Origin of the sequence: Haloferax sp. AS1, from assembly GCF_014530665.1 — an archaeon.
GTDB lineage: Archaea > Halobacteriota > Halobacteria > Halobacteriales > Haloferacaceae > Haloferax > Haloferax volcanii.
This window is the reverse complement of the sequence record NZ_SPSA01000001.1, coordinates 2,445,326-2,457,805: the sequence shown is the minus strand read 5'-3', so window position 1 is coordinate 2,457,805 and position 12,480 is coordinate 2,445,326. Positions and strand designations below refer to the sequence as shown.

15 protein-coding genes are annotated in these 12,480 nt (G+C 68.3%); 10 read left to right on the top strand and 5 right to left on the bottom strand.

Going from position 1 to position 12,480, the window contains the following annotated elements:
* Positions 1–65: 65 nt before the first annotated feature.
* The 3 genes from E4P24_RS12875 to E4P24_RS12865 all read left to right on the top strand — a co-directional run bounded on the left by E4P24_RS12875 (position 66) and on the right by E4P24_RS12865 (position 2,729).
* Positions 66–557, top strand: a complete 492-nt coding sequence (locus E4P24_RS12875; RefSeq protein ID WP_004062425.1) for a hypothetical protein — start codon at positions 66–68, stop codon at positions 555–557.
* Between the two features lie 110 nt (positions 558–667).
* Complete coding sequence (locus E4P24_RS12870; RefSeq protein ID WP_115802885.1) at positions 668–1,918, top strand: TIGR00300 family protein; 1,251 nt, start codon at positions 668–670, stop codon at positions 1,916–1,918.
* A gap of 109 nt (positions 1,919–2,027) precedes the next feature.
* A complete protein-coding gene (locus tag E4P24_RS12865) occupies positions 2,028–2,729 on the top strand; it encodes a hypothetical protein (protein WP_188148680.1) in 702 nt (233 codons plus the stop codon).
* A 30-nt stretch (positions 2,730–2,759) separates the two neighbouring features.
* Here E4P24_RS12865 and E4P24_RS12860 read toward each other — a convergent pair whose 3' ends face one another.
* Together E4P24_RS12860 and E4P24_RS12855 are read right to left on the bottom strand one after the other, a co-directional pair.
* A complete protein-coding gene (locus E4P24_RS12860) occupies positions 2,760–3,161 on the bottom strand; it encodes a universal stress protein (protein WP_006601445.1) in 402 nt (133 codons plus the stop codon).
* 50 nt (positions 3,162–3,211) lie between these two features.
* Positions 3,212–3,370: a DUF1059 domain-containing protein gene (locus E4P24_RS12855; RefSeq protein WP_158250835.1), complete on the bottom strand. Its 159-nt coding sequence runs from the start codon at positions 3,368–3,370 to the stop codon at positions 3,212–3,214.
* A gap of 163 nt (positions 3,371–3,533) precedes the next feature.
* On the opposite strand from E4P24_RS12855, the gene E4P24_RS12850 reads away from it, so the two are divergent.
* The 3 genes from E4P24_RS12850 (at position 3,534) to E4P24_RS12840 (ending at position 6,278) form a co-directional block, all read left to right on the top strand.
* Positions 3,534–4,541 carry a PGF-CTERM sorting domain-containing protein gene (locus tag E4P24_RS12850; protein WP_115891482.1) on the top strand — a complete coding sequence of 336 codons (1,008 nt, stop codon included), beginning with the start codon at positions 3,534–3,536 and terminating at the stop codon, positions 4,539–4,541.
* A complete protein-coding gene (locus E4P24_RS12845) occupies positions 4,529–4,894 on the top strand; it encodes a hypothetical protein (RefSeq protein ID WP_004062431.1) in 366 nt (121 codons plus the stop codon). The genes E4P24_RS12850 and E4P24_RS12845 overlap by 13 nt, the downstream gene beginning before the upstream one ends.
* A gap of 61 nt (positions 4,895–4,955) precedes the next feature.
* Positions 4,956–6,278: a phosphoribosylamine--glycine ligase gene (locus tag E4P24_RS12840; protein WP_188148557.1), complete on the top strand. Its 1,323-nt coding sequence runs from the start codon at positions 4,956–4,958 to the stop codon at positions 6,276–6,278.
* On the opposite strand, the gene E4P24_RS12835 is transcribed toward E4P24_RS12840, so the two are convergent.
* Positions 6,271–7,098, bottom strand: coding sequence for a zinc transporter (locus E4P24_RS12835; RefSeq protein ID WP_004062433.1), 828 nt, complete (start codon positions 7,096–7,098; stop codon positions 6,271–6,273). The genes E4P24_RS12840 and E4P24_RS12835 overlap by 8 nt on opposite strands.
* A gap of 75 nt (positions 7,099–7,173) precedes the next feature.
* Positions 7,174–7,866 (bottom strand): SDR family NAD(P)-dependent oxidoreductase, encoded by a 693-nt coding sequence (locus E4P24_RS12830; RefSeq protein ID WP_188148556.1) that lies wholly within the window; start codon positions 7,864–7,866, stop codon positions 7,174–7,176.
* A 95-nt stretch (positions 7,867–7,961) separates the two neighbouring features.
* Between E4P24_RS12830 and E4P24_RS12825 the strand changes: the two genes are divergently transcribed.
* From E4P24_RS12825 to cruF, 3 genes are read left to right on the top strand one after another with little or no spacing between them, the layout of a single operon-like run.
* On the top strand, positions 7,962–9,464 hold the full coding sequence (locus E4P24_RS12825; protein ID WP_004062435.1) for an NAD(P)/FAD-dependent oxidoreductase: 1,503 nt from the start codon (positions 7,962–7,964) through the stop codon (positions 9,462–9,464).
* Positions 9,461–10,402: a prenyltransferase gene (locus tag E4P24_RS12820; RefSeq protein WP_188148555.1), complete on the top strand. Its 942-nt coding sequence runs from the start codon at positions 9,461–9,463 to the stop codon at positions 10,400–10,402. The genes E4P24_RS12825 and E4P24_RS12820 overlap by 4 nt, the downstream gene beginning before the upstream one ends.
* Before the next feature lie 24 nt (positions 10,403–10,426).
* Positions 10,427–11,308, top strand: a complete 882-nt coding sequence (cruF, locus tag E4P24_RS12815) for a bisanhydrobacterioruberin hydratase (protein ID WP_004062437.1) — start codon at positions 10,427–10,429, stop codon at positions 11,306–11,308.
* A 53-nt stretch (positions 11,309–11,361) separates the two neighbouring features.
* Here cruF and E4P24_RS12810 read toward each other — a convergent pair whose 3' ends face one another.
* Positions 11,362–12,309, bottom strand: a complete 948-nt coding sequence (locus E4P24_RS12810) for a DMT family transporter (protein WP_004062438.1) — start codon at positions 12,307–12,309, stop codon at positions 11,362–11,364.
* Positions 12,310–12,320: 11 nt separating this feature from the next.
* Here E4P24_RS12810 and E4P24_RS12805 point away from each other — a divergent pair, with 11 nt between their 5' ends.
* Positions 12,321–12,476 (top strand): hypothetical protein, encoded by a 156-nt coding sequence (locus tag E4P24_RS12805; RefSeq protein ID WP_158543170.1) that lies wholly within the window; start codon positions 12,321–12,323, stop codon positions 12,474–12,476.
* Positions 12,477–12,480: the final 4 nt, after the last annotated feature.

Sequence of the window (12,480 nt, the reverse complement as noted above, 5' to 3'; positions counted from 1 at the left end):
AGCCGTCAATCCGTTGAACGCTCGCGCGAACCATTATGACCTCGGCAGGCCTATACCACACAGAAATGTCCACATCCACCCGTCTCGTCTCGTTGTTCCTCGCCGTCGCGCTCGTCACGGTGGCCGCGTCCGCGCCGGTGGTCGCACAGGAGTCGGAGGCGCCGAGCGACGCCGACACACAACGGCTCCTCGAAGAGGGGGTCGCGCTGTACAACGACAACGTCGAAGAGTTAGACGTCTCGTTCGCCCGGAGTCTCGTCGCGGGGCGAACGGTGAACGTCTACGTCGAAGACGGGGGCGAGACTCGGGTGTTCTCCGCGTCGGTGCGAGACGATATGCGAATCGAGGACCTGTCGACCGGCCCCGACAGCGAGGCGTCGACCCGAATCACGACGGACCGAGAGACGCTCGAAACCATCGCCGAGTCGCCCGAGCCGATGTCCGAGGTGCGAAGCGCCCTCTCCGACGACCGCATCCGCGTCAACGGCGAGCGGGGCCACCCCGTCGACCAGGTCGTCTGGACCGTCGCCAACACGTTCAAGAGCTTCTTCCTCTGAGCCCGACCCGAACTGGACGCAACTGGACGCCGACCGACCCCGGCTTTTCTCAGCGTCGCCCCGTCCGCGCGTCCGTAACCCACTTTGCCGCCTTCCCCCTCTCTCCGTCGATGACGTTCACGCGCACGGTCGAACTCGACGGCCACATCATCGACTCGGGGATGATGCAACGGGCCATGGGCATCGTGATGGACCTCGGCGGCGACTTCGACGTCGAGCAGTTCGACGTCGGCCGGCAGAAAGACGAGCCCTCCTACTGCCGGATGTCGGTGTCCGCGGACGACCGCGAGACGCTCCAGGAGATACTGCACGAACTCCACCAAATCGGCGCGAACCTCACGGACCCCGTCGACGCCCGCGTCGAGGCCTCGCCGGCCGACCGGGTCGTCCCCGTGGGCTTTTACTCGACGACGAACCACCCGACCGACGTTCGGTATCAAGGCGAGTGGCTCCCGGTCGAGGACATCGAGATGGATTGTGCGATAGTCATCGAGGAGACCGACGACGGCCCGCGGGCCTCCACGAAGGTCCTCAACGGCATCGAGGAGGGCGACCTCGTCGTCACCGACGAGGCGGGGATTCGCGTCAAGCCGCCGGAGCGCCCCCGCGACGCCTCCGGTCCCTTCGGATTCATGCAGGGCGGCGTCTCCTCGGAGCGCCCCTCGGAGTCGCTCATCGGAGAGGTTGCCGAGGCGCTCCGCGAAACCAAAGCCGACGGCGGAAACGTCCTCGTCGTCGCCGGGCCGGCGCTCATCCACTCCGGCGGCGGCGACGCCCTCGCCGAACTCGTCCGCGAGGGCTACGTGGACATGATTTCGGCCGGCAACGGCTTCGCCACCCACGACATCGAACGCGGGCTGTACGGCACCTCCCTCGGGATGGACATGGAGACGATGGAACACCCCCGGAAGGGCCACAAACACCACATCTACACCATCAGCGAGGTCATCCGAGCCGGCGGCATCGCCGAGGCCGTCGAGGAGGGACTCATCGAATCGGGCGTGATGTACGAGTGCGTGAAACACGACGTGCCGTACGTCCTCGCGGGGTCGATTCGGGACGACGGCCCGCTGCCGGACACCATCACCGACACCATCGAGGCGCAAAACGCCATCCGCGAGCAGGCCCACCGCGCCGACATGGTGCTGATGCTCTCGACGCTCCTGCACTCTGTCGCCGTCGGCAACTGCCTGCCGTCGACGGCGAAGACCGTCTGCGTGGACATCAACCCCGCGACCGTCACGCAACTGCTCGACCGCGGCTCCTCGCAGGCCATCGGGATGGTCACGGACATCGGGACGTTCGTGCCGACGCTCGCCGAGAAGGTGCTCGAAGCCGACGACGACAACGACGACAACTGACCGGGTCGTCCCTGCCCGTTCCGCCGCGCCGCCGCGTCGCGCCGTCTGACGTGTCTATTATGACCCCGGGTGGTCTCTCGTGTCCTGTATGCAACCCAAAGCAGCGCGAGTGCTCCTCGCCGCGGTCATGGTTCTCCTCGCCGGGTGCGGGGGCGGCGTCGGCGGCGACGCCACGGCCGCGACCGAACCGACGACAGACGCGACAGACGCGACGACGACCGCCGACGGCGAGTCGGCCAACCAGAGCGGCAACGCCGCCGAACGCACCTCAGTCACGTTCAACGAAACGTGGGACCAGCGGTACCGGGCCGGGCAGTACTACCGCTACGATATCGAGAGTCGGGGCATCGACGGCACCGCGACCTACGAGTGGGAGGTCGTCTCCGCGACCGACGACGAGGTGACGGTTCGGACGAAACTGGTCACGCCCAACGGGACGACCGAACAGACCGTGACCGCGCCGCCGGACGAGGTGTACGGCGAACTCGCCGGGACGCCGTCGGGGTCGGTCGCCACCATCGGATTCGACTCGCCGTACTACAACGGCGTCGACGGCGAGACCCTCAGCGTCGGCGACAGCTGGGAGTCCTCGGGCCCCAACGGGACCGTCAGCTTCGAAGTCGAAGCGCTATCGACCTACGCCGGCTTAGAGTGTGCGGCGTTCGTCGTCCGGACGAACGGGAGCGTCTTCTGGGAGAGTTGCGTCACCCCGGAGAGCCCGCTGCCGGGCTACGTGGCGTTCTACGAGGAGGAAGGCGACGACACGCCGGCGTTCGAGATGGAACTCGTCGAGTACCGGGCCGGCGACTGAGCCGGCCGCGGCCAGTCTCGGGCGCGCCACTCAGACTGTTTCGAGCGGGACGACCGCCATCGGGATGTTCGAGTGTAACAGCACGTCCTGTGCCGTGCTCCCGAAGACGATTTTCGAGGTCGGATTTCGCTTTCGGATGCCGATGACGATTTCGTCGGCGTCGTGTTCGTCGGCGCACTGGAGGACGTCGTCGGCGGCGTCGTTGCCGCGGATGTACTGGTGGGTCTCTACGTCCACGAGGTCACCGAGTCGGGAGACGACGACGTTCAGCGCGTCTTCGCCGTCGCGGACGTCCTCGCTGTCGGTGTCGTCGCCGCCGGGGTGGGAGTTGACGACGTGGACCACGTCGCCGGCGTCGATGCGCCGCGAGAGGTAGTCGCAGACTTCGGCGCTCGTGTGGACCGAGTTCGTCCCGATAACGTATGTTGCCATGTCCCATATCGCTACGCCGTCCTATAAAAATCCACGCCCGACCGCGCTCGTCAGGCCTGCTTCATCATCGCCAGCACGTCGTCTCTCGTCATCTCTTTTCCGTGTTCGTCGTGGGCGTGTTCCTGAATCACTTTCACCACCTCGTTTCTGTTCTCGGATGTCACGCTGAACCCGCACGAACACGTCGCCTGCTGCATCGCCTTCGACATAGCGGTACAGATACGCGCTCCGAGGGCAAAGCGTGTGTTCACACTCATCATGATACTCTCGGTGGCGGGGCGGTTCCCGCGGCCGCGGCGTCTCCGTCGCGTCGCCCGCGCCGTCACCCTGTCGGGGACAAAACATTTACCCAATCGTAAATGTCAGTCGGGTATGGAAAGAAACGCCCTCCTTACCGCCGGAGCGGTCGGCGTCGTCGTCGTGGCGCTCGTCGCCGCCGCCGTCGTTCCGGGGGTCATCGCGGACCCCACCGACGACGGGCCCGTCCGTCCCGGTCCGGTGGACGTCGCCGGCGTCTCCATCGCGGCCGGGGAGGCGACGGGGGAGACGGTCACCCTCGAAATCGAGACACGAATCGACCACCGAGGCAATCCCACGCAGAACGTGAGCGTCCTCGTCCGCGCCGTCGACGCCGAGTCGGGGCTGTTGACGACGACGCAGGAACTCGACGTGGGGACGCTCTCGAAGGACGGTGAGACGGCGGCGACGACCAACCTCACGGTCCCCCGCGAGGGCGGCTACGACGTCGAGGTCGTCCTATACAGCGACGACGAGCGGGTCGACGAGGCGCGAAAGAGCGTCCGCGGCGTCTCGGCTATCAAGCCGCCGTACCTCCAGTCGACCACCTCGTTCACCGACAGCGAGGCGCTTCCGCCCGTCTCCTTCGCCATCGCGGAGACCGGCGAGGACCGGACGACGCTCGACCTGACGGCGACGCTGACGAACGCCGGCGACGACCCGGCCGAGGACCTCTCGGTGCTGTTCGTCCTCCGGCAGGCCGAGTCCAACATCGTGGCCTCTCGGACGACGGTCGACGCGGGGACCATCGAGGCCGGGCGAACCGAGACGGTGGACGCGTCGGCGAGCGTCCCGAACGACTACAACTACTACATCGACGCCGTGTTGCTGCGCGACGGGGTCGTCATCGACACCGCCCGCGGCGCGGCGAACCTGAACCCAACGAGGACGATTAGCGTGAACCAGACCAGAGAAGACGTGGAACTCCGCGTCGAAGACTTCGAAAGCGACGGCGGCGACGCACCGCGGGAAACCGCGTACGAACCGACTGAGACCTCCTCATCAGCACCCGGATTCGGCCCGCTCGTGGCGGTCGTGGGGCTGCTCGCGGCCGTCCTCGTCGCCCGGAGGTGGTCGAAATGAGCGAGCGCGACGACTCGACGACTGCCGACGAAGCCGACATCGAGACGATGGTATCGACCGACTCGACGCCAGAGCCGACCGAGAGTACCGAGGACGCGATAGACGACGAGGAAACCGAGAACCGCGAGTTCGCGGAGCGGATGCGCCGCTTCCTCGACTACGCCGTCCTCGCGGGACTGCTGTTGCTCGCGCTTATCGCGGCGTTGCAGTTCTACCTCAACGCCAGCCAGACTATCACGACGTGGGTGAATCCCGAGTACCGCGCGCCGTTCCAGATGGCGTTTAACCTCGTGTTGCTCCTCGGAGCGGCGCTCGGCGTCTCCGTCCAACTTCGCCGGCTGACGAGCGACTGAGCGGCCCGCGCTACCTCTCACCACGCACACAGTTTTCAGGCCGCCGCCCGAGTCGAGAGATATGAACTTCCTCTTCGTGTCGGCGGACGCCGCGCTCATCACCGACCTCGCGTGGCAGGTCCGCAGAGAGGGCCACGACGTGCGGTACTACATCGAGGCCGAGCGCGACAGGGAAATCGGAGACGGCTTCGTCCCGAAGACCGACGACTGGCGCGCGGAGGTCGAGTGGGCCGACGTCATCGTCTTCGACGACATCTGGGTCGGCTCGGACATCGGCACCGGCGCGCTCGCTCAGGAGCTCCGCGAGGAGGGCCACGCCGTGGTCGGCGGGACGCCGAACACCGACCGCCTCGAAGAGGACCGCGGCTACGCGATGGACGTGCTCGAAGAACACGGCGTCAACACGGTCGAACAGCGCGTCTTCCGCGACTTCGACGAGGGAATCGAGTACGTCCGGCGGAACCGCGCCCCCTACGTCATCAAGCCGCTCGGCGAGGTGCAGAACGTCAAGCGCCTCCTCTACGTCGGCAACGAGGACGACGGCAGCGACGTGGTCGAGGTGCTCCGCGCGTACAAGCAGGCGTGGGGCCACCGGATGAAGGGTTTTCAGCTCCAGCGGAAGGTCGAAGGCGTCGAAATCGCCGTCTGCGGCTTCTTCGACGGGGAGACGTTCGTCGACTCGGTGAACTTCAACTTCGAGCACAAGAAGCTGTTTCCGGGCAACATCGGCCCCTCGACCGGCGAGATGGGCACGTCGATGTTCTGGGCCGGGCGGAACCGACTGTTCGAGGAGACGCTGGGACGGCTCGAACCGTGGCTCGCCGAGGAAGGCTACGTCGGGAGCATCGACATCAACTGCATCGTCAACGAACACGGCATCTATCCGCTGGAGTTCACCCCGCGGTTCGGCTACCCGACGATTACGCTCCAAGAGGAGTCCTTCGAGTCGTCGACCGCGCAGTTCTTCTCCGACCTCGCCCACGGCAACGACCCCGAGCTGTCGGTCCACGGCGGCTACCAAATCGCGGTCCGCATCGTCCTGCCGCCGTTCCCCTTTACCGACGAGCAGACCTACGACGAGAACTCGCGGAACGCGGCGGTCGTCTTCGAGACCGACAGCCGCGAGGGCGTCCACATCGAGGACGCGAAACTCGTCGACGGGCAGTGGCGCGCCGCCGGCGAAAGCGGCATCCCGCTGGTCGTCACCGGGAAGGGCGAGACGATGCAGGAGGCGAGAAAACAGGCGTATGACCGCGTCGACGACATCGTCATCCCGAACCTGTACTACCGCGACGACATCGGCGAGCGCTGGATAGCCGGCGACGGCGACCGACTGCTCGCGTGGGGCTACCTCGGGCCGGCGAGCGAACGAGAGATTAGTTGAGCACCAGCCACGCGGCGAAGACGGCGAGGCCGCCGACGCCGGTGCTCAGCGCGGCGTGGACCCGGAGGCGGTCGAGAATCGCGTGGGCGTGGCCGTCTTCGACCGACAGCAGTTCGTGAATCTCGCTGCCGATTTCGCAGCGCGGGAGGAAGTCCATGGCGACGTGGAGGAACACACCCGAGGCGAAGCCGAAGACGACTCCGCGGAAGGCGTCGGTCGCGGGGAGCGACACCGCGCTGGAGATGATGGCGGCGATACCGAGGCCCGCCGCGGGGAGGAGCAACGGCGCGACCGATTCGCCCCGACCCGAGAGCCGCCGAGCGGCCGCGTACCCGGCCGGTCCCTTGTGCGAGACGATGGCGAGGCCGAGGCCGACGCCCACGTCGATGTTCCCGTAGACGATACCGATAATCGCGCCCGCGGAGACGGCGTGCGCCGAGAGTTCGGTCACGGTGCGGTCCACGGGGAACTCCATGTGGGCGAAGCGGTGGCCGACGGTGTGGGCGGCGAAGCCCGCGAGGATGCCGAAGGCGATGCCGAAGCCGCCGAACTGGGGGTGATGGCCGAGCGCCTGCGGGACCAGAAACACCGCGGCGCTCGTCACCATCGCGCCGCTGGCGAGGCCGTAGCCCCAGACGAGGCCCTCGGCGTGCTCGGCCCGACTCCACGCGCCGAGGGGGGCGGCGAGCGCCATCGCGCCGAAGGCGGCCCACGAGACGACGAGGAGGTTCCACGCCTCGACGCTCGCGGCGTACGCGGAGAGCGCGACGAGTGCCGCGACGCTCCCCGCGCCGATGGCCGTCGCCGTCGAACGGTTCATATTGTGAACGAACCGATTGGGATTAATAAGGGGCGCGGTTCCGGCGGAACAGGTGGGTCGAAACGGCGGGAGGACTCAGCGCGTCGCCCGTTTCCACGCCTTGAGGTCCGCGATGTCGCCGTCGAACTCGGCGGGGTCGGCGTCGGTCGCCGCCCAGACGAACAGGTCGGCCACGTCGTCGGGGTCGCGGCCCTGCCCGCCGGTGAGGTCGGTGGCGACGAGGCCGGGGTCGACGACCGTCACGGTCCGGCCGCAGTCGGCGGCGAACTGCCGGACGAGCGCCTCGGCGGCCGCCTTGGAGACGGCGTACGCGCCCATCCCCGGTTTCGCCTCGCGGGCGATGGAGCCGGAGGGGACGAGGATGCGCCCGTCGTCGGCCATGTGCGGCAGCGCCTCTTTGACCGCCGCGAAGACGCCGCGGACGTTGGTCCGGAGGGTGTCGTCGAACGCCGCGTACGAGTCCTCGGGCGCGGGCATCTCGCCGGGCGTCCCGTGGGCGACGGCGGCGTTGGCGACGAGTACGTCGATGCGTCCGCCGGCGCGGGCCGCCGTCTCCATCAGGCGCTCCATGTCGAGTTCGTCGCGCACGTCGGCGCGGACCGCGCTGGCGCTGCCGCCGTCGCGTTCGATATCGTCGACGACCGACTGGAGGGCGTCGCCGTCGCGGGCGCAGGCGACGACCGTCACGCCGGCGCGACCGAGGGCGCGCGCGACCGCCGCGCCGATGCCGGAACTCGCACCCGTGACCACCGCGGTGGTGTCGTTCATGCGGGGCCGTAGGGAGGGACCGAGCCTAAAGCTACCCCCCGACGGCGGTCGATTCGGTCAGTCGATTTATGCCCTCAACGTCCGTACGAACGGACATGAATTCTGTCTCGGCCCTCGACTCTCTCGCCGGCGAGTCCGTCGTCGTCGTCGGCGGCGGCTTCGGCGGCCTCTCGACGGCGTGCTATCTCGCGGACGCCGGTGCCGACGTGACGTTGTTGGAGAAGAACGAACAGCTCGGCGGCCGAGCCAGCACGCTCGAACGCGACGGCTTCCGGTTCGATATGGGGCCGTCGTGGTATCTCATGCCCGACGTGTTCGAGCGCTTCTTCGCCTACTTCGGCAAGCGGCCCGAGGACTACTACGAACTGACGCGGCTGGACCCCCACTACCGCATCTTCTTCAAGGACGGCGACCGCGTCGATATGCTCCCCGACATCGCGGCCAACAAGGCCACCTTCGAGTCCTACGAACCCGGCGCGGGCGACAGGCTCGACGACTACCTCCGGAAGGCAGAGCGGAACTACCGAATCGGGATGGAACACTTCGTCTACACCGACCGCCCGGCCCTCACCGACTACATCGACCTCGACGTGTTTCGGTACTCGTGGGGGCTGTCGCTCGTCGGCTCGATGCAGGACCACGTCGAGAACTACTTCGACCACCCGAAGCTCCAGCAGATAATGCAGTACACGCTGGTGTTCCTCGGCGGCGCGCCGAACAACACCCCGGCGCTCTACAACCTCATGAGCCACGTCGACTTCAACATGGGCGTCTACTACCCCGACGGCGGCCTCGCGGGCGTCGTCGACGCCATCGTCGACCTCGCCGGGGAGTTGGGCGTCGAGTTCCACACCGACTCGCCCGTGGCCGAAATCGCCGGTCGCCGCGGCGGGTTCGCCGTCCGCACCGAAGACGGCCGCGAGTTCCTCTGCGACCAGGTCGTCTCCGACGCCGACTACGCCCACACCGAACAGGAACTCCTCCCGGAGAAGAAGCGCCAGTACGACGCCGACTACTGGGACTCCCGAACGTACGCCCCCTCGGCGTTCCTGCTCTACCTCGGCGTCGAGGGCGACGTGGACGAACTCGCCCACCACACGCTCGTCCTCCCCACCGACTGGGACGACCACTTCGAGACGATATTCGACGACCCGGCGTGGCCCGACGACCCCGCGTACTACCTCTGTGTGCCGTCGAAGACCGACGACTCGGTCGCACCCGAGGGTCACAGCAATCTGTTCGCGCTCGTCCCCATCGCGGCCGGGTTGGAGGACACGCCGGAACGCCGCGAGCGCTACCGCGACCTCGTCCTCGACGACATCGCCGAGAACACCGGCGTCGACCTCCGCGACAGAATCGTCGTCGAGGAGACGTTCTGCGTGAACGACTTCAAGGAGCGCTACAACAGCACGCAGGGCACGGCGCTCGGCCTCGCGCACACGCTGTTCCAGACGGCGCTGCTCCGCCCGCCCCACGGCTCCGACGCGGTCGACGGCCTCTACTTCACCGGCTCGTTCACCACGCCGGGCATCGGCGTCCCGATGTGTCTCATCAGCGGCCAGCTCACCGCCGAGGAGATGGCCGACGACGCGAGGTGAGCGCCGACATGGACGCAGGGACCGAGGCCGGTGAAGGCGGTAAGGACCGCGAGGACCGCGAGGGTGGCGCACCCGGCGGTAGCGGACCCGAGAACGGCGGGCTCCGCGACCGCCTCGTCTACCTCGCGGTCCTCTCGCGACCCCGCTTCTGGCTCTACCTCGCCGGCCCCGTCGTCGTCGGCGTCGCGGCCGCCGCGAGCACCCCCGCCGACCTGTTCGGCCGCCAGTCGGTCGCCCTGTTCGCGTACTTCCTCGTCCCCGCGAACGTCTTTCTCTACGGCGTCAACGACGTGTTCGACGCCGACGTGGACGAGGCGAACCCGAAGAAGGACGACCGCGAGGCCCGCTGGCGCGGCGACCCGGTGAACACCGCCGTCGTCGCCGCGAGCGGCCTGCTCGGACTCGGCCTGTTCGCCCTCGTCCCGCGGGTCGCGTGGCCGTGGCTGGCCGCGCACTTCTTCCTCGCCGTCGAGTACAGCGCGCCGCCGCTTCGGTTCAAGACGACGCCGCTTCTCGACTCGGTGTCGAACGGGCTGTACGTCCTGCCGGGCGTCGCCGCCTACGCGGCCGTCTCGGGGTCGAACCCCCCGATGCTCGCCGTGGCGGGCGCGTGGCTGTGGACGATGGGGATGCACACGTTCTCCGCGATTCCGGACATCGAACCCGACCGCGAGGCCGGTATTCGGACGACCGCGACGGCCCTCGGCGAGCGCCGGACCTACTGGTACTGCGCCGCGACGTGGGCGCTCGCCGCCGTCGCCTTCGCCGCGGTCGACCTCCGTCTCGGCGCGCTGTTGGCGGCCTATCCGGTCGTCGTCTTCGGCATCGTCGCCGCCGGCGTCGACGTGGACCGGGCGTACTGGTGGTACCCCGTCATCAACACCGTCGTCGGCATGCTCATCACCCTCGGGGCGCTCTGGAGGCTCGTCAATGGGTAACGGCGAGTCCCCGGAGGTGCGCCCGTGAGCGCGAGCGACCTGCGAGCGCGGCTCCCTTCTAGCCGCCGCGACGCCGAAGACGCGCTCGACCGGCTGGTGCGCGACAACCGCTTTACCATCTCGGTGTTCTTCCCGCTGAACGGCGCGGTGCTCCTCGTCGCCAGCGCGATGGGTTGGCTCCCCGACCCGCTGGCGTTCAACGCGTTTCTCATCCTCCTCGGGACGCTCGTGATGCGCTCGCCGCTCATCGTGGGCGTCCTCCCACTCGTGACGCGTCGGGCGGCCCTCGGCGTCGGCGCGCTCACCGCCTACGCCTACGCCATCGAGTACACCGGCGTCACCACGGGCTGGCCGTACGGCTGGTTCCACTACGGCGTCGACCTCGGGCCGACGGTCGCCGGCGTCCCCGTCGGGCTGCCGGTGTTTTTCATCCCGCTCGTGATGAACGCCTACCTGCTGTGTCTGCTGTTGCTGGGCGACCGCGCCCGCAACGGGGCCGTCCGCCTCGGCGTCGTCACCGCGGCCGTCCTCGCCATGGACGTGGTGCTCGACCCCGGCGCGGTCGCGCTCGGCTTCTGGGAGTACTACCGCCTCGGCGACGACGCACTGTTGTTCTACGGCGTCCCGCTTTCGAACTACGCCGGCTGGGTCGTCAGCGCGACCGTCGCCGTCGTCGCGCTCGACCGGTCGTTCGACCGCGAGGCGCTTCTCGCCCGCCTCGACCGCACGGAGTTCATGCTCGACGACCTCGTGAGCTTCGTCATCCTCTGGGGCGGCATCAACGCGTGGTTCGGCAACTGGATTCCCGTCGCGGTCGCGGCGCTGTTCGGCGTCGGACTGCTCAAAACGGACCGGTTCGACTCGCGGCTCCTCCGGCTTCCGCGGCGGTTGCCGTGGCGTTCCTGAGTGCCCGGTAGTCGCTCGCGGGAGTTGGAGTCGCGTGACCCTGCTTCGACTCCTCAGTCCGACTCGACGCCGCGACGCCGGCCACGGTAGACGGCCCCGAGTCGTTTCCACTTGAGCAGGCCGAAGCCGAGCAGGATGAGCCCGAAGCCGAGAAGCGTGGTCGGGGTCACGGGCTCCGTGAACAGGAGCCAACTGTACACCGTCCCGAAGCCGGCGACGGCGTAGGTGACGAGGTTGAGTTCGACCGAGCCGAGCCGCGGGAGCAGCGAGAAGTACAGCAGGTAACTGACCGCGCTCGCGAAGACGCCGAGGTAGACGAGGCCGCCGATGCCAGCCAGCGACACGTCGACCTGCGCCAGCGACTCCGTCGGACTCGCGGCGCTGGCGAGGTGGGTCGCGGCGGCCCCGACGACCATCGCCCACGCGGTCTGGGCGGCGAACGGCAGGTCGGTCTCGATTCGTTGGGTGAGCACGCCGCCGAGCGCGAACGCCGCCGCGGCGAGCACCAGTATCGCCTGTCCCGTCGCGTTCGCTCCGAGGAGGTTCGCCGGCTCCGGGTCGGTGACGACGACGAGTCCGAGGAAGCCGACGGCGACGCCGAGCAGTTCGACCGGGCCGAACCGCTCGTCGGGAAGCCACAGCTTCGCGAAGCCGACGGTCAGTATCGGAATCAACCCCGCGAGCACCGACGCGACCGCGCTCGGGACGCTCTGCTGACCGATGTTTTGGAGGGCGCTATACCCCGCGAGCGACAGGAGTCCGGCCGCGGCGACGACCGCCCAATCGCGTCTCGTCCGGGGTCGCCAGTAGTCGGCGCGCCACGCCGCGTACGGCAACAGGAGCGCCGCGCCGATGTCGAGTCGGAGCGCGGCGTACAGAACCGGCGGGAACGATTCCAGCCCGAGCGTCACCGCGGGGTACGCTCCGCCCCACAGCGCCGCCAAGACGACGAACAGGGCGACGCTCCGAGAGCGACCGGCGGGAAGCGACTCACCGACCATGGCGCGTGAAGATGGGAGACAGCGGGGTCGCGGGCGTGAGCGAGTCGGCGGTCTGTGGGTGCGTCTCTGGTGTCGGCTTCGGTCCGTCGGCGGTCGAGAGCGGTGCGTCGGCGTGTGCGCTCATCACCGAGACCTACGCCGGCGACCCCGGAGAACCGGAGGGTTAGGATG

Coding starts and splice junctions, on each gene's coding strand:
- E4P24_RS12875 (WP_004062425.1), top strand. CDS start 66: ATGTCCACATCCACCCGTCTCGTCTCGTTGTTCCTCGCCGTCGCGCTC.
- E4P24_RS12850 (WP_115891482.1), top strand. CDS start 3,534: ATGGAAAGAAACGCCCTCCTTACCGCCGGAGCGGTCGGCGTCGTCGTC.
- E4P24_RS12855 (WP_158250835.1), bottom strand. CDS start 3,370: ATGTCGAAGGCGATGCAGCAGGCGACGTGTTCGTGCGGGTTCAGCGTG.
- E4P24_RS12840 (WP_188148557.1), top strand. CDS start 4,956: ATGAACTTCCTCTTCGTGTCGGCGGACGCCGCGCTCATCACCGACCTC.
- E4P24_RS12810 (WP_004062438.1), bottom strand. CDS start 12,309: ATGGTCGGTGAGTCGCTTCCCGCCGGTCGCTCTCGGAGCGTCGCCCTG.
- E4P24_RS12835 (WP_004062433.1), bottom strand. CDS start 7,098: ATGAACCGTTCGACGGCGACGGCCATCGGCGCGGGGAGCGTCGCGGCA.
- E4P24_RS12860 (WP_006601445.1), bottom strand. CDS start 3,161: ATGGCAACATACGTTATCGGGACGAACTCGGTCCACACGAGCGCCGAA.
- E4P24_RS12870 (WP_115802885.1), top strand. CDS start 668: ATGACGTTCACGCGCACGGTCGAACTCGACGGCCACATCATCGACTCG.
- E4P24_RS12805 (WP_158543170.1), top strand. CDS start 12,321: ATGGGAGACAGCGGGGTCGCGGGCGTGAGCGAGTCGGCGGTCTGTGGG.
- E4P24_RS12825 (WP_004062435.1), top strand. CDS start 7,962: ATGAATTCTGTCTCGGCCCTCGACTCTCTCGCCGGCGAGTCCGTCGTC.
- E4P24_RS12830 (WP_188148556.1), bottom strand. CDS start 7,866: ATGAACGACACCACCGCGGTGGTCACGGGTGCGAGTTCCGGCATCGGC.